Genomic DNA, 20,847 nt, shown 5'->3' on the forward strand with positions numbered 1-20,847 from the left:
TCCTGCGCACCTCATTGACGCACCCCGGGGGTCTCCGTAGCTTGTGCCAGCAAGCGCTTACTTGAAACGATTCACGCACGTGTGGCAGAGCTGCGGGGAGGCCCGACTGTGGGAACCGGCACGAAGGTGGAGAGACGTACGGTCTTAAGGGCGGCGGGGGTCTCGGCGGTCACGCTGGGACTGGCCGCGACGGGATGCGGTGGAGGCCACGGCACCTCCGCCGACGGGACGGTGACGATCCGTTACTCGTGGTGGGGCGCCGAGGAGCGGGCGAAAAGGATCAACCAGTCCATCGCCCTCTTCGAGAAGAAGTACCCGAAGATCAAGGTGAAGACGGACTTTCAGACGTACCAGTCCTTCTGGGAGAAGTTCCAGACGCAGGCCGCGGGCGGAAATCCTCCGGACGTTTTCCAGAATGCCGTCGGATTTCTCCGGAAGTACGACGCGAGAGGCATTCTCCTCGACCTCGGCTCACAGGTGAAGGCCGGCAATCTGAGCCTCGGTCACTTCCGGCCCGGGGTCACGGAGGTGGGCAAGGTCGACGGAAAGCAGCTCGGGGTTCCCGTCGGTTCCAACACCATGGCCCTGGTCATCGACAAGAAGGTTTTCCAGCGGGCGGGCGTCGACCCGGTGGCGGGCTGGACCTGGGACGACTACTTCAAGGCCCTCAAGACGATCCACGACCGGACGGGCGTGCCCGGCGACACGGGCTACTTCGCCATCATGTACCTGTACGACCTCTACCTCCGGCAGAACGGCAAGGCGTTCTTCACCAAGGACGGACTCGGCTTCGACCGCTCCGATCTGACGGAGTGGTGGGCGGACGGCTACGGCCGGGTCAGGGCCGGAATCGTCACGGACCCCAAGGTCGTCTCCCAGGACCAGCCCAAGTCGTCGCTCTCGGCCGGGCACGGCGCCTCGGAGTTCACCTGGGACAACTTCACGGTCCGCTACTCGGCGGAGGGCGCCAGCACCTACGGCCTCGCGCCGATCCCCACCACGGACGGCAAGCACACCGGCCAGTACCTCGCCTCCCTGATGCTGAGCGCCTCCGCCCACACCTCGCACCCCGAAGAAGCCGCCCGGTTCATCGACTTCATGGTCCACGACCCGGCGGTCGGCCGGATCATGGGCTACGACCGCGGGATCCTGGCCAGCACCGAGCAGTACGCGGCGTTCCGGCCGGCCGACGCGGTGAGCAAGGAGATAGCGGCCTACGAGGCGAGCACCGCCAAGTCCGGCGTCCTCGGCACGATCACTCCGCATCCCTCCGGCGCCGACACCGTCGAGGCCGCCTTCCTGCGCGTCGGCGGTGACCTCGGCCAGGGCAGGACGAAGGTCGCGGACGCGGTGAAGCAGTTCTTCACCGAGGCCGAGGCCGCCTTCCGGTCCTGACGAGGGGAACCGTCGTGACGCTCGTCAAGGACTCCGTACCCGCCCTCCGGAAGACTCCCTCCGCCGCCCCCGCCACCCGCAGGCGGCGGGGCCGCCGGGAGAACCTCGCCGGCTATCTCTTCATGTCCCCCTGGATCGCGGGGTTCGTGCTCCTGACGGCGGGCCCCATGGCCGCCTCGCTCTACTTCGCGTTCACCGACTACAACCTCTTCAACAGTCCCCGGTGGGTCGGCCTCGACAACTTCACCGCGATGTTCGACGACCCGCGATGGCGCAAGTCGGTCGAGGTGACGGCCAAGTACGTGGTCATCGGCACCCCCCTGAAGCTGCTGCTCGCACTCGGTGTCGCCCTGCTGCTCGCCCAGAGCCGCCGCGGCCAGGCCGTCTACCGGGCCGCCTTCTACGCCCCGTCGCTGATCGGCGCGAGCGTCTCGGTCGGCTTCGTCTGGCGGTCGCTCTTCTCCGACGGCGCCGTGGTGGACCGTACGCAGTCCTTCCTCGGCTTCCCGGTCGGCGGCTGGGTCGGCAACGCCGACTGGGTCCTCTACTGCCTGGTGGCCCTGACCGTCTGGCAGTTCGGCGCGCCCATGGTCATCTTCCTGGCCGGACTCAAACAGGTGCCCCAGGAGCTGTACGAGGCCGCCGAGATGGACGGTGCCGGACCCTTCCGGCGGTTCTGGAACGTCACGCTGCCGATGATCTCCCCGGTGCTCTTCTTCAACGTGCTGCTGGAGACCATCCACTCGTTCCAGGTCTTCGGCTCGGCGTACGTCGTCTCCAACACGTACTGCGGTCCCGCCGACGCCACGCTCGTCTACACCTGTTACCTCTACCAGAAGGGTTTCAGGGACTCCCAGATGGGCTTCGCCGCCGCGATGGCCTGGATGCTGCTGCTCGCCGTGGCGCTGGTCACGGCCGTTCTCTTCTGGTCGCAGAAGAAGTGGGTGCACTACGACGACCACGACGACCACGACGATCAGGGAAAGGACGCCCGATGAGCGCCGCCACCACCGAACCCCCGGCGGCCCTGGGCCGTCGGCGCGGCGGTTCGCTCGCCTGGCACCTGGGCGCCCTGCTGCTCCTCGCGGTGATCCTCTACCCGGTCGTCTGGGTCGTCGGCGCCTCGTTCAAGCCCAGCAAGGACATCGTCAACAGCCTCCAGCTGTTCCCGCGCCACCCCATCCTGTCCAACTTCAAGGGCCTCGCGGACGGCATCGCCGACGTCCCCATCCGGACCTTCTTCCTGAACTCCCTTTTCTACGGGCTGGGTTCGGTCGTTGGCGTCCTGGTCTCCTGCTCCCTGACGGCGTATGCCTTCGCCCGTATCAGGTTCGCCGGCCGCAACCTGCTCTTCTCGCTGATGATCGGCACGCTCCTGCTGCCGTACCACGTGCTGCTGATCCCGCAGTACGTGATGTTCCAGAAGCTGCACTGGATCAACACCTACACGCCCCTGCTGATCGGCAAGTACCTGGCCACGGAGGCGTTCTTCGTCTTCCTCATGGTGCAGTTCATGCGCGCGCTGCCCAGGGAACTGGACGAGGCGGCCCGTCTCGACGGGTGCGGGCATCTGCGCATCTACTGGTCGATCGTGCTGCCGCTGTGCCGGCCCGCGCTGATCACCAGCGCCATCTTCACCTTCATCAACGCCTGGAACGACTTCATGGGCCCGCTGATCTACCTCAACGAGCCGGGCAAGTACACCGTCTCCCTCGGCCTGATGATGTTCCGCGACTCCGACGGCGTGGCGGCGAACTACGGCGGGATGATCGCCATGTCGCTGGTGGCGCTGCTGCCCGTGCTGCTGTTCTTCTTCGCCTTCCAGCGGTATCTGATCGACGGGATGGCCACCTCGGGACTGAAGGGCTGAGCGGCCGGCATGGCAACGAAGCGTGTGCGGAGGCGTGCGGAGCCGGTCCTCGCCGAACGGTTCGGCGTCTTCGCCGAGTCCCTGCTCACCGGAGTGTGGATCGCTGTCGCGTCACTGGGAGTTGTCACCTACCCGGCCGCCTTCGCGGCGGGCGCACGGCACTTGAGGAGGTGCACGGCCCACGAGGGCGGCGGGTGGCGGGAGTTCGTCGCGGACTTCCGGGCGGCGGTGCCCGGCGGATGGGTCGTCGGGGTCGCCGGGTGGGCCGCGGCGGCCGTCGTGCGGACGGATGTCCTGGCCGTGCGCGCGGGGCTGCCCGGCGGGCCCCTCGTCGGTGCCGCCGTCCTGTTCGCGCTGGTCGGGGCCGTCGTCGCCGGGATGCGCGCGGCGGCGGTCTGGACGCCGGGGGAGAGCTGGCGGTCGCTGTGGGCGGCGGCCGGCCGCCGTACGGTCCTGGACCCGGCCGGTTCCTTCCTGCTCGTCGGCGGCCTGGTGCTGGTCGGCTGCTCCGCCCTGCTCGTCGCACCCCTCGCGATCCCCGCGCTCGGCGCGGTGGCCGCCGCGGCCGTCGCCGTCGAGGAACGTCACCGGCGCCGCTGAGGGAGCCCCCGGCGCGGGCCCCCCGCCACCCCTGCCCTGTCATGCCCCTGACCGCTCGAACGGACCGGTGGGACGGAAAAGCCCCCGTACGACCCCCGCACGGAAGGAAAGGCCGAAAACCCATGTCCCCCATTCCCCGCAGGACCCTTCTCAAGGCAGCCGCCGTCGCCGGAGCCGCCGCGCAGTTCAGCCGGGCGCTCGGCGGCGGCCCGGCGCAGGCCGCGCCGGGAGCCGGGGCGGCCGACGCCGACCCGGTGACCCTCGACTGGCTGGAGGACGGCGGCCTCGGCGCCGCACCCGGCTGCACGGTCGGCGTGCCGTGGCCGATGGGCACCTACCGGGAGGACCAGACCTTCGCGCTGACGGACGCCGACGGCCACGCGCTGCCCGTACAGAGCTGGCCGCTCGCCTACTGGCCCGACGGCTCCCTCAAGTGGACCGCCCACGCCGTGAGTTCGGGCTCCGGCGCACTGACCCTCAGCGCGGGGGACGCGGCCGTCCCCGAGCGGAGGGTCACCGTCGACAGGAGCGGCGGCACCGTCGACGTGTCGACCGGGGTCATCACCGCGAGGATCGGCAAGAACGGCTCCACCCTCATCAAGTCGGTCCTCCGCGGCTCCACCGAGATCGCCAGGAACGGCCGACTCGTCCTGATCCGACAGCCCGAGATCGAGGACGAGGACCAGGGCTCGGTGAAGACCGAACGCTTCGACGGAGCCATCTCCTCGGTCACCGTCGAACAGGACGGCCCGGTCCGCGCCGTCGTCCGCCTCGACGGCAAACACCGTAGGGGCGACCGGAGTTGGCTGCCGTTCTCCGTCCGCCTCTACTTCTACGCGGGCGCCGACTCCTTCCGCATGGTGCACACCATCACCTTCGACGGCAGCCAGGAGCCCGGCCGCGCGAGCGGCGACTTCGTCCGCGGCCTCGGCGTCCGCTTCAACGTGCCGATGCGCGACGCCCCCTACGACCGGCACATTCGCGTCGGCGGCGAGGGAACGGGCCTGCTGCGGGAGGCGGTCCAGGGCGTCACGGGTCTGCGCCGCGACCCCGGCGCGGCCGTCCAGGCGGCCCAGTACGCGGGCCGGAAGCTGCCCGACCCCGCCACCTGGGACCAGCGCGTCACCACCCGCCTCCCGTACATCCCGCGGTGGGGCGACTACACCCTCTCCCAGCTCTCCGCCGACGGCTTCACCCTGCGCAAACGCACCACGAAGGGCCACGGCTGGATCGCCGCGGGCGGCGGCGGACACGCCTCCGGATTCGGGTACGTCGGCGGTGCGAGCGGCGGACTCTCCTTCGGGCTGCGGGACTTCTGGGAGAAGTTCCCCGCCCAGCTCGACATCCGCGACGCGCACACCGCCGAGGCCGAGGTCACCCTCTGGCTCTGGTCGCCGCAGGCCCAGCCGATGGACCTGCGCTTCTACCACGACGGCATGGGCCAGGACACGTACGCCAAGCAGCTCGAAGGCCTGGAGATCACCTACGAGGACTACGAACCCGGCTTCGGCACCCCGTACGGCATCGCCCGCACCTCCGAACTCCTCTTCTGGGCCGCGGAGTCGACCCCGGCGCCGGAAACGCTCGCCCAACAGGTCGCGGCCATCCGGGTGTTGCCCCAACTCGCCGCCCCGCCGCAGCAACTCGTCGAGGCGAAGGTCTTCGGCCCCGACCTCTACTCCGAGCCCGACCGCTCGACCGCCGCCAAGGCGAGGATCGAGGACCACCTCGACTTCCTCTTCACCTACTACAAGGACCAGGTGGCGCAACGCCGTTGGTACGGCTTCTGGGAGTACGGCGACTTCATGCACTCCTACGACACCGTGCGCCACCAGTGGCGGTACGACGTCGGCGGCTACGCCTGGGACAACTCCGAACTGTCGCCGGACATCTGGCTCTGGTTCGCCTACCTGCGCTCCGGCCGCGCGGACATCTTCCGCTTCGCCGAGTCACTGACCCGGCACACCGGTGAGGTCGACGTCTACCACCTCGGCCAGTGGGCCGGCCTCGGCACCCGGCACGGCGTACAGCACTACGCCGACAGCGCCAAGCAGCAACGCATCGCCAACACCACCTACCGGCGCTACTACTACTTCCTCACCGCCGAGGAACGCGTCGGCGACCTGATGGCCGCCAACGTCGACTCCGACGAGACGTTCCTCGTCCTCGACCCGCAGCGCAAGGTGCGCACCGACCCCTACACACCCGACCGGCACGCCCTCTCGATCGGCTTCGGTACCGACTGGAGCGGCCTGGTGTCGGCCTGGCTGACCGAGTGGGAGCGCCGGGGACCGAAGTGGGAGAAGGCCAAGGCGCGCGTCCTCTCCACGATGGAGGGGATCGCCGCCCAGCCCAACGGCTTCGTCCAGGGCAGCGGCCTGTACGACCTGGACACCGGCAGGTTCGCCGTCGCCGCCGCACCCGTCGTCTCCGTCTCGCACCTCTCGGCGGTCTTCGGCCTCAACGAGCTGTGCGCGGAGCTGATCCACCTGGTCGACATGGACGCCTTCAAGCAGGCGTACCTGGAGTACTGCCGCTACTTCAACGCCTCCAAGACGGAACAGGCGGCACGCTACGGCACCAACTTCGGCACCCTGCTGCTCTTCCAGGGCCACTCGCGCCTGGACGCCTACGCCGCCGTACAGACCGGCGACGCGACGCTCGCCAGGCGGGCCTGGAGCAAGTTCTACGGCTCCGACGGCTACCTGGAGTCCGCGCCCTGGAAGACGGAGGCACTCACCGGCCCGGTCACCCTCGTCCCGGGCAGCGAGGCGAGCTGGGTCTCCTCCAACGACACCGCCCTCTACGGCCTCGCCGCCATCGAGAATCTGGCCCTGCTCGGTGACAACATGCCGTAGCCACACCGAAGTTGATCCCTTCCGGGACCCGCTGCGCGCCGGGCGGCCCGGCCCCGCCGCCCGCGCGGACGATCGCGGGCGGCGCGGCGGGCGGGCAGACTCGGGCCCATGGACTGGACCCGGTACCGCTTCCGCAGCCTGTGGGCACTGCCCGCCCCGCCCCCCGTCGTGTACGACGCCCTGGCCCGGCCCGGGGACTACCCCCGCTGGTGGCCGCAGGTGCGCGAGGTCACCCGGATCGACGACCGCACAGCACTCGTCCGGGTCCGCGCCGCCCTCCCCTACGAGCTGGCGATCACCGTGCGCGAGGTGCGGCGCGATCCGGCGGCCGGGGTCCTGGAGACCGCGATGACCGGTGACCTCGACGGCTCGGCGCGCTGGACGCTCACCCCCGACGGGGCCGGCACGCTCGCCCGCTACGACCAGGAGGTCGTGGTCAACAAGGAGCTGCTGCGCCGGCTCGCCGTACCCGGGCGTCCCGTCTTCCGCCTCAACCACCGGCTGATGATGCGGGCCGGCCGGCGCGGGCTCCTCGCGTACCTGAAAGCGGTTTGAAGGAAACCCGCGGGGGCCTGTATGGTTCAGTCCGTTCCCGGGCGATTAGCTCAGTGGGAGAGCGCTTCGTTCACACCGAAGAGGTCACTGGTTCGAACCCAGTATCGCCCACCGGGAAAGGCCGGTCCGCCGCAGCGGGCCGGTTTTTTCGTGCCGTCGTGCCGTCGTGCCGTCGTGCGAGCGGTCAGGCGGCCTCCGCCGTCAGGTCCGGGCGCAGCGGCCACGACGGGTCCACCGACTCCGGGGTACCGCTGCGCGCGAACCACGCCTGGAGTCCCCGCGCCTGCGCCGCGTGCCAGGTCGACTGGAGCGCGTGCAGTTCGGCGGGGGAGAGCCGCTCCAGGCGGGCCGCGAACCGGCGCCCGACCGCCCGGACGACCTCCAGCGAGGCCAGCGCGTCCGCCCCCGCGTCATGGGCGCCCTCCAGGGAGACGCCGTAGTGCGCGCAGAGGTCGGTGAGGGTGCGACGGCCCTTGCGGTAGCGGTCCAGCTGCTTGTCCAGCACCCGCGGATCGAGCACCCGTAGCGGCGATCCCTCGAACCAGGGCGCCAGCGAGGAGGCGCGATGGCGCCTCAACTCCCGGTCCAGCAGCGTCAGATCGAACGGCGCGTTCATCACCACCAGCGGACGCCCCAGCGCCGCCTGCCCGGCCAGCTCCTCGGCTATCTCCCGCAACACCGGCGCCGGCCAACGGCCGTTGCGCCGGAGGAAGTCGTCCGTCAGCCCGTGCACCGCCGTCGCCCCGGCGGGCACCGGTACCCCCGGGTTCACCAGCCACCGGGTCACCCGCGGCCGGTGACCGGCCGCGTCCTGGACCACGACGGCGGCCGACACGATCCGGTCGGACTCGACGTCCACACCCGTGGTCTCCGTGTCGAACGCGGCCAGCGGCCCCTCGTACCAGCACGTCATGCCCACTCAACTCCTCGTTCACCTACGGCAGCTGACGCACCGTCTTCTGCCTGTTTGGTGATACCCGGGCTGTTTGCGCCGTACGCCGGAAGGAGACAACAGGAGTACGGGTCTTTGCAGTTCAGCGACCCGAGGCGAGAAATCATCCGGCGGGGAAGGCTCTTTGGCGATGGCGATAGCGCAGCCCGAGCGGGGCGGGCTGCTGCCCGAGCGGACGGCACCCCGGCGCGGCTCCCTCGCCACCACCGCCTGCATGGAGACACTCCAGGTCGGCTACTTGCACGCGGTCGCTGCGGCGGCCGGCTGCTCGCTCTCCCAGCCCTTCCCGGACAACGGCATCGACTGGCATGTCAGCCACGGTTCGCCCGGCCACACCGTCGACGACGAGGTCACCGTCAAGGTGCAGCTCAAATGCACCTATCAGGTCCCGCCCGACCCGCCGGGCCGCTCCTTCTCCTTCACGCTCGACAACGACCACCTGCGCAAGCTCGCCCGCACCCCGGTCTCCGTGCACAAGATCCTCGTCGTGATGCTGGTCCCCAGAGCCCAGGACGACTGGCTGCGGGCCGGCCACGACCGCCTGGACCTCAGACACTGCTGCTACTGGGTCAACCTCGCCGGCCACCCGATCACCGGCCGCACCCGCACCACCGTGCGCATACCGACCGCGCGCATCTTCGACGACCGGGCGCTCTGCGAGATCATGACGCGGGTCGGGACCGGAGGCAGACCATGACGCACCGCCCCCTCGGCGAGACCTCGCGGTCCGTCCGGCCGCACCCCGGCGACCAGCCCGCCGACGGCTGGGACCGCCCGCCCGAGCCCGCCGAGGTCGACCCCGCCGTACTCGGCGCCCTGCTGCACCGGCACGGCTGGCGGCGCCGCGGCGGCGCCCCCGGCCGCTACGGCCGCTGGACCCCACCCGGGCCCGGCGGTTCGGGCACCAGCCTCCTGGTGCCCGAGAGCCGGGCCTTCCCCGACAGCGACGACCTGCTCGGCGAGGCCCTCACCGCCCTCGCCCGCAGCGGCACGCCCTCCGCGCGCGAGGTCCTCGTCGCCCTCGCCGTGCCCAGCGACGAGATCCGCTGGTTCCGCGACGTCCCCACCGGCCCGGCCGGCACCGCCTCCTGGAACGTCGAGGAGCAACTGCGCACCGCCGCCCGCCAGATGCTCCTCGCCGCCGCGCTCGCCACCCACGCGCGGGCCGGCTACCACGGCGCCCGGCACCGCCGCCCGGCGGCCGTCTCCCTGGCGAGCGTCCTGGTCGGCCCCGCGCCCGGTGGCCGCCGGTTGACGGCGTTCGTCCCCCTGCTCACCGGCCGTCCCCTCGCCGTACGCCTCCACCAGGCCCTGTGCGCCGCCCGTGAGGCCGTCGACTACCAGCGGGCCACCGGCGCCCCGGACGCCTTCGACGGCGCCGTCGAGGCGGGCGTCAGCCGCGAACTCACCGACGCCCTCGTGGCCCTGGTCCGCGGTACGCAGGGGGCCCGCGTCGCCGTCGCCTGGGCGCCCGCCGCCGGCGTCCCGGAGGGCTGTGCCGCCGCCGGCGAGGCCGTCGAGTTCTCGCCCGGCGACCTGCCCGCGCTGCGCGAGGCCGGCGCCCGCTATCTGCGCGACGAGCCGTCCACGCCCGTCTGCGTCACCGGGTCCGTGGTGCGGATGCGCAGGTCCTCCCCGCGCGGCGAGGGCAGCGTGGGACTCCAGGTGATCACCGGGGCCGAGGTCCCGCACCTGCGGATGGTGCTGGACGAGGACGCGTACCGGACGGCCGGTCACGCCCACCTCCTCGGGCTGCCGGTGCGGGTGCACGGGCGGCTGGAGAGCCGGGGCGGCTTCCGGCGGCTCACCGGCGCCCGCGGGGTCGTACCGGTTCAGGTGGACGAGGCGGAGCGGGACCGGCTGATGAAGTCGCTCCAGGGACACGCGGACAGCGCGGCCTTCTTCGGGGAGGCGTGCGGCGGGGAACGGTGAGGCCGGGGGCGGGAACAACCGTTTCGCGGTCGGACCCGTGCGGCCGGTACCATCCCCCAGTGCGCGCGCCCCCGGTATGGCGCCGTACCCACCCTGCAGTCAGGAGAGACCGGTGTCAGACGTCCGTGTGATCATCCAACGCGATTCCGAGCGGGAAGAGCGCACGGTGACGACGGGCACTACGGCCGCCGAACTCTTCGCCGGCGAGCGCTCGATCATCGCCGCGCGGGTGGCCGGAGAGCTCAAGGACCTCGCGTACGAGGTGAAGGACGGCGAGGCGGTCGAGCCCGTCGAGATCTCCTCGCCCGACGGCCTCGACATCCTGCGCCACTCCACCGCGCACGTGATGGCCCAGGCCGTGCAGGAGCTCTTCCCCGAGGCCAAGCTGGGCATCGGCCCGCCGGTCAAGGACGGCTTCTACTACGACTTCGACGTCGAGCGGCCGTTCACGCCCGAGGACCTCAAGGCCGTCGAGAAGAAGATGCAGGAGATCCAGAAGCGCGGGCAGCGGTTCTCCCGCCGCGTGGTCACCGACGAGGCGGCCCGCGAGGAGCTCGCCGCCGAGCCGTACAAGCTGGAACTGATCGGCATCAAGGGCGCCGCGTCGGCCGACGACGGCGCGGACGTCGAGGTCGGCGGCGGCGAGCTGACCATCTACGACAACCTCGACGCCAAGACCGGCGACCTGTGCTGGAAGGACCTCTGCCGCGGTCCCCACCTGCCCACCACGCGCAACATCCCCGCCTTCAAGCTGATGCGCAACGCGGCCGCCTACTGGCGCGGCAGCGAGAAGAACCCCATGCTCCAGCGCATCTACGGCACCGCCTGGCCCTCCAAGGAGGAGCTGAAGGCCCACCTCGACTTCCTCGCCGAGGCCGAGAAGCGCGACCACCGCAAGCTCGGCAGCGAACTCGACCTCTTCTCCATCCCGGACCAGATCGGCTCGGGCCTCGCCGTCTTCCACCCCAAGGGCGGCATCATCCGCCGGGTCATGGAGGACTACTCGCGGCGCCGCCACGAGGAGGAGGGCTACGAGTTCGTCTACACCCCGCACGCGACGAAGGGGAAGCTCTTCGAGACGTCCGGGCACCTGGACTGGTACGCCGACGGCATGTACCCGCCCATGCAGCTCGACGAGGGCGTGGACTACTACCTCAAGCCCATGAACTGCCCGATGCACAACCTGATCTTCGACGCCCGCGGCCGTTCCTACCGTGAACTGCCCCTGCGCCTTTTCGAGTTCGGGACCGTGTACCGGTACGAGAAGTCGGGCGTCGTGCACGGTCTGACGCGCGCCCGCGGCTTCACCCAGGACGACGCGCACATCTACTGCACCCGCGAGCAGATGGCCGACGAGCTGGACAAGACGCTCACCTTCGTCCTCGGCCTGCTGCGCGACTACGGCCTGACCGACTTCTACCTGGAGCTGTCGACCAAGGACCCGGAGAAGTTCGTCGGCTCGGACGAGGCCTGGGAGGAGGCCACCGAGACGCTGCGGCAGGTGGCCGAGAAGCAGGGGCTGCCCCTCGTCCCCGACCCGGGCGGCGCCGCCTTCTACGGCCCGAAGATCTCCGTCCAGACCAAGGACGCGATCGGCCGCACCTGGCAGATGTCCACCGTCCAGCTCGACTTCAACCTGCCGGAGCGCTTCGACCTGGAGTACACCGGCCCCGACGGCTCCAAGCAGCGGCCGGTCATGATCCACCGGGCGCTCTTCGGCTCCATCGAGCGGTTCTTCGCGGTGCTCCTGGAGCACTACGCGGGCGCGTTCCCGGCCTGGCTGGCGCCGGTGCAGGCGGTCGGCATCCCGATCGGGGACGGGCACGTCGAGTACCTGGAGAAGTTCGCCGCGGCGGCCAGGAAGAAGGGCCTGCGCGTCGAGGTCGACTCTTCCTCGGACCGTATGCAGAAGAAGATCCGCAACGCCCAGAAGCAGAAGGTGCCCTTCATGGTCATCGTCGGCGACGAGGACATGAACGGCGGCACGGTCTCCTTCCGCTACCGCGACGGCTCGCAGGAGAACGGCATCCCGTTCGACGACGCCATCGCCAAGATCGAGAAGATCGTGGTGGAGCGGGCGCAGATCTGATCCGGTCGACTCCGGGCGCCCGGGGAGTTCAGCTCCCCGGGCGCCTCTCGTCGTCCTCCCGGCTGAAAACCTGGAGCAGCCAGGAGGCGAACGTGCCGGTCACCGCGCCGAGGAGGGCCAGGCCGATGAACATCATGCCGACCGCGATCAGGCGCCCGATGGGCGTGATGGGGACGACGTCGCCGTAGCCGACGGTGGAGAAGGTCGCGCAGGCCCACCAGACGGCGTCGCCGAAGGTGCGCATGGTCGCGCCCGGGGCGGTGTGCTCCTGCTGGTAGACGGCGAGCGAGCCGGCCAGGCCGAGCAGCAGGGCGGAGAGCCCGGCGTAGACGATCACGCGTGCGTGCAGCGCCAGCCGCGGCTCGCCGTGCCGGCGCTGCACGGCCTCGTAGACGCGCACGATCCGCAGCGGGCGCAGCAGCGGCAGGATCACCACCAGCGTGTCCAGCCAGTGCGTCCGTACGAAGCGCAGCCGCTCTCCGCTGAGCCGCCAGCGCACGGCGTAGTCGACGATGAACAGGGCCCATGCGGCCGGCAGCAGGGCCGCGCACAGGTCGTACAGCGCCCGCGGCAGCCCGTGCCCGAGAACCCGGACCGCGTACGACGCGAGGAAGACCAGGGACGCCACGGCGAGGGGCACTTCGGTGCGCCGTTCCCAGCGTGCGCTGCGGCTGTCGTGGTCCATCGGCCCAGCTTGGCCCGGGACGGCCCTGTGCGCAGCCCCGGCTCCACGGCGCGAACGGGCGAAGCCATATGCTTTCCCGCATGACGAGTGAGCCGGAGCAGCAGATCGGAGTGGGGACGCAGGACGCGTTCCAGCGCCTGTGGACGCCCCACCGGATGGCCTACATCCAGGGCGAGAACAAGCCCACCGGCCCCGGGGCCGACGACGGGTGTCCGTTCTGCTCGATCCCGGCCAAGTCCGACGAGGACGGGCTGATCGTCAGGCGCGGCGAGCAGGTGTACGCGGTCCTCAACCTGTACCCGTACAACGGCGGCCATCTGATGGTCGTGCCCTACCGCCATGTCGCGGACTACACGGACCTCACGGACGCCGAGACGGTCGAGCTGGCCGCTCTCACCAAGCAGGCGATGACCGCCCTGCGCACCGCGTCCGGCGCCCAGGGCTTCAACATCGGCATGAACCAGGGAGGGGTGGCGGGCGCGGGCATCGCCGCCCACCTCCACCAGCACATCGTCCCGCGCTGGGGCGGCGACACGAACTTCATGCCGGTCGTCGGCCACACCCGGGTGCTGCCCCAACTCCTCGCCGACACACGGAAGATGCTGGCGGAGGCGTGGCCGGCGGCGTGAGCCGCACGGCCCGTCCCGCCGGTCCGGCAGCGCCCCGCGGACGCTACGCGTCGTAGAGGTCGGCCTTCCTCGGCGACGGGTCCTGGACCGCGCCGCTGAGGAAGGACGAGCGGGCGCCGAACTTCTCGGTGTCCACGCCGTTCTCCGCCAGGACGCGTATCGCCGCCGCGTGCACCACCCGCAGCACGGGGGTCGCGGCGCGCAGGGCGTCGTCCGCCATGAAGCGGTGGCGCCAGGGCTGGTCGGCCCAGGCGTGCCGGAGGCCGAACGGCTCGGGCAGGCTGATCGAACCGCCCAGCCAGTTCAGCAGGGGCGGGTACCAGGTGATCGGGGCGCGCACCGCGAGGCGCACCACCTCGTCGCTGGTGACCAGCGGGAGCTTGACCGAGCGGCTCTCCCACGGCTTGAAGGTCTTCTGCACGGACTTCGTGGGAGCCGACGGCTTGGTGGTGAAGAGCGGGTTGACCGGACCCAGGGCGTGGCCGGTGACCTCGATGCGCAGCGTCTCGTGCAGCACGGTCACCGTGATCAGCATGGTGATGACCAACTGGCCGTCCCAGAGCGTCCATTGGACGCCCAGGTAGTGCCGTTCACCGCTGCCGAACTGCTGCTTGTTGCAGATGTCCTGTATGGCGTGCGACTTGATCTGGTAGGCCTCGACGTCGGTGCCCTCGGGCCGGGAGACCGCCCCCGCGTTCTCCCCGATCGGGGAGACGATCCAGTGGCGCACGGACGGCTTGGGGAAGCCGCCGGTGTGCAGGGTGTTGCGCTCCAGCATGCGCAGCCGGTCGTGGATGGACCGTATGACGTCCCAGCTGCGGAAGGGGTGGATCTCCCGGTCGGCGTCCCGGGCCACCAGGTCCTCGGCGAGCTGCCAGCTGCCCCACCGGGTGCCCATGCCCAGTATCCCCTTGGGGCCGGCGTAGAAGACCGCGTTGGACTGCTGCTCCGCGCTGAGCTTGGCGAGGGACTGGCGCAGTTGCTCGGCGGCGGTCTCGCCGGGGTTGCTCGGCACCGCCTCGGGCACCTTGGCGCCGATGCTGCTGCCGGACAGGAGGCTGTCCCAGCGGCTGCGCAGGTCGTGCGCGGTGCGCTCGCAGATCCGCTTGGCCCACACCCAGCCGGCCACGGGGGCGACGACGCACGCGCGCCCGTACCAGGCCCAGAAGCCGCCGAACGGCATCCGGATCAGGAAGACGACGGCGAGGACGCCCACCGCCAGGAGCAGGGTGGTGGCGAGGGCGCCGGCCCGCTTGTTGGTGCCCTTGGAGACCAGGCTGCGCAGCTGGAAGATGAGCAGCCAGATGATGAGTCCGGGCAGGAAGACCAGACCGAACAGCACCATGATCATGGACAGTCTGTTGTCGCGGTCCCGGCGGATGTTGTTCGCCGCGAGGCAGTGCTCGACCACGGCCTGGGGTTCGGTGCCGAAGGACTGGATGAGCGGCTTGCGGCCGGGGCCCAGCATGCGGGCGACCACCGCGGCGGAGAAGGCCTCGCCGAGGTTGGGGCGGAAGATCGTCGCCCAGCCGCGGCCGGCCTTGACGGCCGTCTGGTGCCATTCGTTGTCGGCCTTCTTGATCTCCGCGACCGGGCTGTCGCGGTAGGCCGCCGAGGCCAGCGCGAACGTCGGCGTCTGGCCGCCGTCGCCCGCGAGCGGGACCTGTGGCCCGAAGAAATTCGCGTAACCGCCGTCAACGGTCATTACCCGCCCCCGATCGCCGCCGCCCTCGCTCCTGCGGCCTTCCCGACTTCCTTGCTCCGCACACCTGTTGATCAGGTGATCAGGGTATCCGTCGCCACCGACATCCGTCGGCGGACCGCCGAAGCGGGCCGCCGACGCGGGAACAACCGTTCCGCACACGCGTGCCGAGCGCCGCCCGTCGCCGACTACGCCCCGGCGTGCGCCTGTTGGCGGATCCGGTCGGCGACCTGCTGGGGCATCGGCTCGTGCCGTGCGTAGGAGCGGTTGAAGCGGGCCGTGCCGTGCGACAGGGACCGCAGGTCGACGGCGTACCGGCCGATCTCGATCTCGGGCACCTCGGCCCGTACGAGGGTGCGCGCGCCGGACCGCTGCTCGGTGCCCAGCACCCGGCCGCGCCGTCCCGACAGGTCGCTCATCACGGCGCCCACGTAGTCGTCACCGACCAGCACGGTCACCTCCGCCACCGGTTCGAGGAGATGGATCCGCGCGTCGGCCGCGGCCTCCCGCAGCGCCAGCGCGCCGGCCGTCTGGAACGCGGCGTCCGAGGAGTCCACGGAGTGCGCCTTGCCGTCGAGCAGGGTGATCCGGACGTCGATGAGCGGATGGCCGGCGGCCACGCCCCGCGCCGCCTGGGCCCGGACACCCTTCTCCACGGACGGGATGAACTGCCGTGGCACCGCGCCCCCGACGACCTTGTCCACGAACTCGATGCCCGAACCGCCCGGCAGCGGCTCGACCTCGATCTCGCAGATCGCGAACTGCCCGTGCCCGCCCGACTGTTTGACGTGCCGGCCGCGCCCCGCCGACCTGGCCGCGAACGTCTCCCGCAGGGAGACCGCGTGAGCCACCACGTCGACCTGGACGCCGTAGCGGCTGCGCAGCCGTTCCAGGGCGACGTCCGCGTGCGCCTCGCCCAGGCACCACAGGACGAGCTGGTGGGTGTCCCGGTTCTGCTCCAGCCGCATGGTGGGGTCCTCGGCGACCAGCCGGCCCAGCCCCTGCGAGAGCTTGTCCTCGTCGGCCTTGCTGTGGGCCCGGATGGCGAGCGGCAGGAGCGGGTCCGGCATCTCCCACGCCTCCATGAGCAGCGGCTCGTCCTTGGCCGAGAGGGTGTCGCCGGTCTCCGCGCGGCCGAGCTTGGCCACGCACGCGAGGTCGCCCGCGATGCAGTGCGTCAGGGGCCGCTGGTGTTTGCCGAACGGCGAGGAGAGGGCGCCCACGCGCTCGTCGACCTCGTGCAGGGCGCGGCTCTCGTGGCCCGGGTCGGTGAGGCCGTGCCCGCAGACGTGCACGGTCTCGTCGGGGCGCAGGGTGCCGGAGAAGACGCGGACGAGGGAGACCCGGCCGACGTACGGGTCGGAGGCGGTCTTCACGACCTCGGCGACGAGGGGGCCCGCCGGATCGCAGGGCTGCGACCGGCCCGCCCGGCCGTCCGGCGCGGTGACCGTCGGGGCGGTGCCCTCCAGGGGGGTCGGGAAGCCGCCGGTGACCAGTTCCAGGAGCTCGACCGTGCCGAGGCCCTGACGGGCGCCCTCGGCCGCGGGGGCGGCGGCCAGGACCGGGAAGAAGGTGCCGCGCGCCACGGCCCGCTCCAGGTCCTGCACGAGCGTCTTGAAGTCGATCTCCTCGCCGCCGAGATAACGGTCCATGAGGGTCTCGTCCTCGCTCTCCGCGATGATCCCCTCGATCAGCCGGTTGCGGGCCTCCTCGATCCGCGGCAGCTGGTCGGCGCCGGGTTGGGACTCCCGGCGCTCCCCGGAGGCGTAGTCGAACAACGTCCGCGACAGCAGCCCGACCAGACCCGACACGGGCGCGTGCCCGTCGGGCCCCTGCGGGCCGTGCAGCGGCAGATAGAGCGGCAGTACGGCGTCGGGGTCGTCGCCGCCGAAGGCCTCGGCACAGATCCGCGTCATGTCGTCGAAGTCGGCGCGCGCGGACTCCAGGTGCGTGACGACGATGGCCCTCGGCATGCCGACGGCGGCGCACTCCTCCCACAGCATCCGGGTGGAGCCGTCCACGCCGTCGGAGACCGAGACGACGAAGAGGGCCGCGTCCGCCGCTCGCAGACCGGCCCGCAGTTCGCCGACGAAATCCGCGTACCCGGGGGTGTCGAGAAGATTGATCTTGTATCCGTCCCAGTCGACGGGGACCAGGGAGAGCTGGACCGAGCGCTGCTGCCGGTGCTCGATCTCGTCATAGTCGGAGAGGGTGCCGCCGTCCTCCACGCGGCCCGCCCTGTTCACCGCCCCAGCGGTCAGCGCCAGGGCCTCCACCAGCGTGGTCTTGCCCGATCCGGAGTGGCCGACCAGCACCACGTTCCGTACGGACGTGGGGTGGTCGGCCGCTGTCGCCCTGCCGGCGGCTCCGGGGTGTGCGTTCGCCTTGTCGCCCATGGCCTTGCCTCCCGTACACGGTGAGGTCGATCAGGACTGTGGCGCGGACATGCGCGGACCCCCCGTGCGGTGCGGCTCCGGTGACGCCCGCTGTTCTTCGAGCTTTCCACTCCGGTCACGGTGCGTCCATACGGCGGACGTGATCGCGCTCCTGGGACCCCGGCCGGACGCGGTCCGGGGCCCTCGTCCGCCGGTGCCCCTCCGCCGCCCGTACGCGCGCGTGGCTACGATGGGCCAGCCGGTGGCCAGCAGGGGCCGCGCGGCCACACCGAACCTCGGGAAGGCCATGCTGAACAAGTACGCGCGTGCATTCTTCACGCGTGTCCTCACACCGTTCGCCGCGTTTCTGATCCGCCGGGGCGTCAGCCCCGACACGGTCACGCTCCTGGGCACCGCCGGAGTCGTCGCGGGCGCGCTGGTCTTCTACCCCATGGGCGAGTTCTTCTGGGGCACGGTCGTGATCACGCTCTTCGTCTTCTCCGACCTCGTCGACGGCAACATGGCGCGTCAGCTCGGCCGGTCCAGCCGGTGGGGTGCCTTCCTCGACTCCACCCTCGACCGGGTCGCCGACGGCGCGGTCTTCGGCGGCCTGGCGCTCTGGTACGCGGGCGGCGGCGACAACATCGCCCTGTGCGCGGTGTCGATCTTCTGCCTGGCCAGCGGCCAGGTGGTGTCGTACACCAAGGCGCGCGGCGAGTCGATCGGACTGCCGGTGGCGGTCAACGGACTCGTCGAGCGGGCCGAACGACTGGTGATCTCCCTGGTCGCGGCCGGTCTCGCCGGTCTGCACAAGTTCGGCGTACCGGGCATCCAGTGGCTGCTGCCGGGCGCCCTGTGGATCGTCGCCGTGGGCAGCCTGGTGACGCTCGTCCAGCGGGTCGTCACGGTCCGCCGGGAGTCCGCCGAGGCCGACGCTGCCGACGAGCGGGAGGCCGCCGGCCGGCACAGCAGCGAGGCCGCCCAGTGAGCGGTGCCCGCGAGCGGCTGACCGACTCGCTGTACGGCCTCGGCTGGGGGACGGTGAAGAAGCTCCCCGAACCGGTCGCCGTACGGCTCGGCCGCACCATCGCCGACCTCACGTGGAAGCGGCGCGGCAAGGGCGTACTGCGGCTGGAGAGCAACTACGCGCGCGTGGTGCCCGACGCCGGCCCAGAGCGCCTCGCCGAGCTCTCCAGGGCCGGTATGCGCTCCTACCTGCGCTACTGGATGGAGTCCTTCCGGCTTCCCTCCTGGAGCGCCGAGCGGATCAGGGCCGGCTTCGAGGCCAAGGACCTGCACCATCTCACCGACGGCATCGCCGCCGGCCGGGGCGTCATCCTCGCGCTGCCGCACCTGGCCAACTGGGACCTGGCGGGTGCCTGGCTCACCACGGCCCTGGAGACACCGTTCACCACGGTCGCCGAACGCCTCAAGCCGGAGACGCTCTACGACCGGTTCGTCGCCTACCGCGAGGGCCTCGGCATGGAGGTGCTGCCGCACAGCGGCGGCACCGCCTTCGGCACCCTCGCCCGCCGGCTGCGCGACGGCGGCGTGGTCTGCCTGGTCGCCGAGCGTGACCTGTCGGCCTCCGGCGTCGAGGTGGAGTTCTTCGGCGAGGCCACCCGGATGCCCGCCGGACCCGCCCTCCTCGCCCAGCAGACGGGCGCCCTGCTGCTGCCGGTGACACTCTGGTACGACGCGTCGCCGGTCATGAAGGGGCGCGTGCACCCGCCGGTCGAGGTCCCCGGGTCGGGCGACCGGACCGAGAAGACGTCCGTCATGACACAGGCGCTCGCCGACACCTTCGCCACCGGCATCGCCGACCACCCGGAGGACTGGCACATGCTCCAGCGGCTGTGGCTCGCGGACCTCGATCCCGGCAAGGGGCCCGCGTGAGAATCGGCATCGTCTGCCCCTACTCCTGGGACGTCCCCGGCGGCGTCCAGTTCCACATCCGCGACCTCGCCGAGTACTTCGTCCGGCTCGGCCACCACGTCTCCGTCCTGGCACCCGCCGACGACGACACCCCACTGCCGCCGTACGTCGTCTCCGCCGGGCGCGCGGTGCCGGTGCCGTACAACGGCTCGGTGGCCCGGCTCAACTTCGGGTTCCTCTCCGCGGCCCGGGTGCGGCGCTGGCTGCACGACGGGGAGTTCGACGTCGTGCACATCCACGAGCCGACCGCGCCCTCGCTCGGCCTGCTCACCTGCTGGGCCGCGCAGGGGCCCATCGTCGCCACCTTCCACACCTCCAACCCGCGCTCCCGGGCGATGGTCGCCGCGTACTCGATCCTCCAGGCCGCCCTGGAGAAGATCAGCGCGCGGATCGCCGTGAGCGAGTACGCCCGCCGCACCCTTGTCGAACACCTCGGCGGGGACGCCGTGGTGATCCCGAACGGCGTCGACGTCGACTTCTTCGCCCGGGCCGAGCCGAAGCCCGAGTGGCAGGGCGGCACCATCGGGTTCATCGGGCGGATCGACGAGCCCCGCAAGGGCCTGCCGGTGCTCATGAGGGCCCTGCCGAGGATTTTCGCCGAGTGCCCGGGGACCCGGCTGCTGGTCGCCGGGCGCGGGGACGAGGAGGAGGCCGTGGCGACGCTGCCCGAGGAACTGCGCTCGCGCGTCGAGTTCCTCGGCATGATCAGCGACGAGGACAAGGCCCGCCTCCTGCGCAGCATCGACCTCTACGTCGCGCCGAACACCGGCGGCGAGAGCTTCGGGATCGTCCTCGTGGAGGCGCTCTCGGCCGGGGCGCCGGTGCTCGCCTCGGACCTCGCCGCGTTCGCCCAGGTGCTCGACCAGGGCGCCGCCGGCCAACTGTTCGCCAACGAGAACGCGGACGCGCTCGCCGAGGCCGCCGTACGGCTCCTGGGCGACCCCGAACGGCGGGGCGAGCTGCGCCGCCGCGGCAGCGCCCACGTCCGGCGGTTCGACTGGTCCACCGTCGGGGCCGACATCCTGTCCGTGTACGAGACGGTGACGGCCGGGGCGGCGGCGGTGGCCACGGACGAACGCACCGGCCTGCGGGCCCGGTTCGGCCTGGCCCGGGACTGACAGCCGGGGGCCTGGGGGTGGCGGCCCCCGCCCGGTGGCCGGGGCGAGCGCCTCCTCCCAGCCCGTCCGGCGTTTGAGGACGAGGCCGTTCAGGCCGGAGCGGGGACCTGGGGGCGGCAGCCCCCGGACGCCCGCATCAGCGCCCTGCTCCA

17 protein-coding genes and 1 tRNA gene are annotated in these 20,847 nt (G+C 71.4%); 14 read left to right on the forward strand and 4 right to left on the reverse strand.

The window, feature by feature from the left end:
• Positions 1 to 108: 108 nt before the first annotated feature.
• From ABZT12_RS10310 to ABZT12_RS10340, 7 genes are all read left to right on the forward strand, one after another.
• Positions 109 to 1,395 carry an extracellular solute-binding protein gene (locus ABZT12_RS10310; protein ID WP_356380442.1) on the forward strand — a complete coding sequence of 429 codons (1,287 nt, stop codon included), beginning with the start codon at positions 109 to 111 and terminating at the stop codon, positions 1,393 to 1,395.
• A 14-nt stretch (positions 1,396 to 1,409) separates the two neighbouring features.
• Positions 1,410 to 2,393: a sugar ABC transporter permease gene (locus tag ABZT12_RS10315; RefSeq protein WP_356380446.1), complete on the forward strand. Its 984-nt coding sequence runs from the start codon at positions 1,410 to 1,412 to the stop codon at positions 2,391 to 2,393.
• Positions 2,390 to 3,265, forward strand: a complete 876-nt coding sequence (locus ABZT12_RS10320) for a carbohydrate ABC transporter permease (protein WP_356380449.1) — start codon at positions 2,390 to 2,392, stop codon at positions 3,263 to 3,265. The genes ABZT12_RS10315 and ABZT12_RS10320 overlap by 4 nt, the downstream gene beginning before the upstream one ends.
• A gap of 9 nt (positions 3,266 to 3,274) precedes the next feature.
• Positions 3,275 to 3,865 (forward strand): hypothetical protein, encoded by a 591-nt coding sequence (locus tag ABZT12_RS10325; protein ID WP_356380452.1) that lies wholly within the window; start codon positions 3,275 to 3,277, stop codon positions 3,863 to 3,865.
• 122 nt (positions 3,866 to 3,987) lie between these two features.
• Positions 3,988 to 6,723 carry a Tat pathway signal sequence domain protein gene (locus ABZT12_RS10330; RefSeq protein ID WP_356380455.1) on the forward strand — a complete coding sequence of 912 codons (2,736 nt, stop codon included), beginning with the start codon at positions 3,988 to 3,990 and terminating at the stop codon, positions 6,721 to 6,723.
• Positions 6,724 to 6,831: 108 nt separating this feature from the next.
• Positions 6,832 to 7,278, forward strand: a complete 447-nt coding sequence (locus ABZT12_RS10335; RefSeq protein ID WP_356380458.1) for an SRPBCC family protein — start codon at positions 6,832 to 6,834, stop codon at positions 7,276 to 7,278.
• Positions 7,279 to 7,317: 39 nt separating this feature from the next.
• Positions 7,318 to 7,389: transfer RNA gene (locus tag ABZT12_RS10340), tRNA-Val, on the forward strand.
• Positions 7,390 to 7,462: 73 nt separating this feature from the next.
• On the opposite strand, the gene ABZT12_RS10345 is transcribed toward ABZT12_RS10340, so the two are convergent.
• Positions 7,463 to 8,191, reverse strand: coding sequence for a 3'-5' exonuclease (locus ABZT12_RS10345; RefSeq protein ID WP_356380461.1), 729 nt, complete (start codon positions 8,189 to 8,191; stop codon positions 7,463 to 7,465).
• 169 nt (positions 8,192 to 8,360) lie between these two features.
• On the opposite strand from ABZT12_RS10345, the gene ABZT12_RS10350 reads away from it, so the two are divergent.
• The 3 genes from ABZT12_RS10350 to thrS all read left to right on the forward strand — a co-directional run bounded on the left by ABZT12_RS10350 (position 8,361) and on the right by thrS (position 12,251).
• Complete coding sequence (locus tag ABZT12_RS10350) at positions 8,361 to 8,927, forward strand: DUF4365 domain-containing protein (protein ID WP_356380464.1); 567 nt, start codon at positions 8,361 to 8,363, stop codon at positions 8,925 to 8,927.
• On the forward strand, positions 8,924 to 10,162 hold the full coding sequence (locus tag ABZT12_RS10355; protein WP_356380467.1) for a hypothetical protein: 1,239 nt from the start codon (positions 8,924 to 8,926) through the stop codon (positions 10,160 to 10,162). The genes ABZT12_RS10350 and ABZT12_RS10355 overlap by 4 nt, the downstream gene beginning before the upstream one ends.
• A gap of 112 nt (positions 10,163 to 10,274) precedes the next feature.
• Positions 10,275 to 12,251 (forward strand): threonine--tRNA ligase, encoded by a 1,977-nt coding sequence (gene thrS / locus ABZT12_RS10360; RefSeq protein WP_356380470.1) that lies wholly within the window; start codon positions 10,275 to 10,277, stop codon positions 12,249 to 12,251.
• A gap of 28 nt (positions 12,252 to 12,279) precedes the next feature.
• Here thrS and ABZT12_RS10365 read toward each other — a convergent pair whose 3' ends face one another.
• Positions 12,280 to 12,936 carry a potassium channel family protein gene (locus tag ABZT12_RS10365; RefSeq protein WP_356380473.1) on the reverse strand — a complete coding sequence of 219 codons (657 nt, stop codon included), beginning with the start codon at positions 12,934 to 12,936 and terminating at the stop codon, positions 12,280 to 12,282.
• A gap of 80 nt (positions 12,937 to 13,016) precedes the next feature.
• On the opposite strand from ABZT12_RS10365, the gene ABZT12_RS10370 reads away from it, so the two are divergent.
• On the forward strand, positions 13,017 to 13,565 hold the full coding sequence (locus ABZT12_RS10370) for an HIT domain-containing protein (protein ID WP_356380476.1): 549 nt from the start codon (positions 13,017 to 13,019) through the stop codon (positions 13,563 to 13,565).
• A 43-nt stretch (positions 13,566 to 13,608) separates the two neighbouring features.
• Here the strand turns inward: ABZT12_RS10370 and ABZT12_RS10375 are convergent, their stop codons facing one another.
• The gene (locus tag ABZT12_RS10375; protein WP_356380479.1) at positions 13,609 to 15,270 is read right to left on the reverse strand and encodes a hypothetical protein; all 1,662 of its coding nucleotides are present in this window, start codon (positions 15,268 to 15,270) and stop codon (positions 13,609 to 13,611) included.
• Between the two features lie 185 nt (positions 15,271 to 15,455).
• Complete coding sequence (locus ABZT12_RS10380; protein ID WP_356380482.1) at positions 15,456 to 17,663, reverse strand: elongation factor G-like protein EF-G2; 2,208 nt, start codon at positions 17,661 to 17,663, stop codon at positions 15,456 to 15,458.
• A 229-nt stretch (positions 17,664 to 17,892) separates the two neighbouring features.
• Here ABZT12_RS10380 and pgsA point away from each other — a divergent pair, with 229 nt between their 5' ends.
• The 3 genes from pgsA to ABZT12_RS10395 are packed head-to-tail and all read left to right on the forward strand — an operon-like array spanning position 17,893 to position 20,695.
• Positions 17,893 to 18,630, forward strand: a complete 738-nt coding sequence (gene pgsA, locus ABZT12_RS10385) for a phosphatidylinositol phosphate synthase (RefSeq protein ID WP_356380865.1) — start codon at positions 17,893 to 17,895, stop codon at positions 18,628 to 18,630.
• Positions 18,627 to 19,538, forward strand: coding sequence for a phosphatidylinositol mannoside acyltransferase (locus tag ABZT12_RS10390; RefSeq protein ID WP_356380485.1), 912 nt, complete (start codon positions 18,627 to 18,629; stop codon positions 19,536 to 19,538). The genes pgsA and ABZT12_RS10390 overlap by 4 nt, the downstream gene beginning before the upstream one ends.
• Positions 19,535 to 20,695: a glycosyltransferase family 4 protein gene (locus tag ABZT12_RS10395; protein ID WP_356380488.1), complete on the forward strand. Its 1,161-nt coding sequence runs from the start codon at positions 19,535 to 19,537 to the stop codon at positions 20,693 to 20,695. Before ABZT12_RS10390 ends, ABZT12_RS10395 begins: the two co-directional genes overlap by 4 nt.
• Positions 20,696 to 20,847 lie beyond the last annotated feature (152 nt).

This window comes from Streptomyces sp. NPDC005423 (genome assembly GCF_040606415.1).
Classification (GTDB): domain Bacteria; phylum Actinomycetota; class Actinomycetes; order Streptomycetales; family Streptomycetaceae; genus Streptomyces.

Excerpts from the sequence above, each read along its gene's own strand:
- ABZT12_RS10320 (WP_356380449.1), top strand. The coding sequence starts at position 2,390 with ATGAGCGCCGCCACCACCGAACCCCCGGCGGCCCTGGGCCGTCGGCGC.
- ABZT12_RS10325 (WP_356380452.1), top strand. The coding sequence starts at position 3,275 with ATGGCAACGAAGCGTGTGCGGAGGCGTGCGGAGCCGGTCCTCGCCGAA.
- ABZT12_RS10330 (WP_356380455.1), top strand. The coding sequence starts at position 3,988 with ATGTCCCCCATTCCCCGCAGGACCCTTCTCAAGGCAGCCGCCGTCGCC.
- ABZT12_RS10335 (WP_356380458.1), top strand. The coding sequence starts at position 6,832 with ATGGACTGGACCCGGTACCGCTTCCGCAGCCTGTGGGCACTGCCCGCC.
- ABZT12_RS10345 (WP_356380461.1), bottom strand. The coding sequence starts at position 8,191 with ATGACGTGCTGGTACGAGGGGCCGCTGGCCGCGTTCGACACGGAGACC.
- ABZT12_RS10350 (WP_356380464.1), top strand. The coding sequence starts at position 8,361 with ATGGCGATAGCGCAGCCCGAGCGGGGCGGGCTGCTGCCCGAGCGGACG.
- ABZT12_RS10355 (WP_356380467.1), top strand. The coding sequence starts at position 8,924 with ATGACGCACCGCCCCCTCGGCGAGACCTCGCGGTCCGTCCGGCCGCAC.
- ABZT12_RS10365 (WP_356380473.1), bottom strand. The coding sequence starts at position 12,936 with ATGGACCACGACAGCCGCAGCGCACGCTGGGAACGGCGCACCGAAGTG.
- ABZT12_RS10370 (WP_356380476.1), top strand. The coding sequence starts at position 13,017 with ATGACGAGTGAGCCGGAGCAGCAGATCGGAGTGGGGACGCAGGACGCG.
- ABZT12_RS10375 (WP_356380479.1), bottom strand. The coding sequence starts at position 15,270 with ATGACCGTTGACGGCGGTTACGCGAATTTCTTCGGGCCACAGGTCCCG.
- ABZT12_RS10380 (WP_356380482.1), bottom strand. The coding sequence starts at position 17,663 with ATGGGCGACAAGGCGAACGCACACCCCGGAGCCGCCGGCAGGGCGACA.
- pgsA (WP_356380865.1), top strand. The coding sequence starts at position 17,893 with ATGGGCCAGCCGGTGGCCAGCAGGGGCCGCGCGGCCACACCGAACCTC.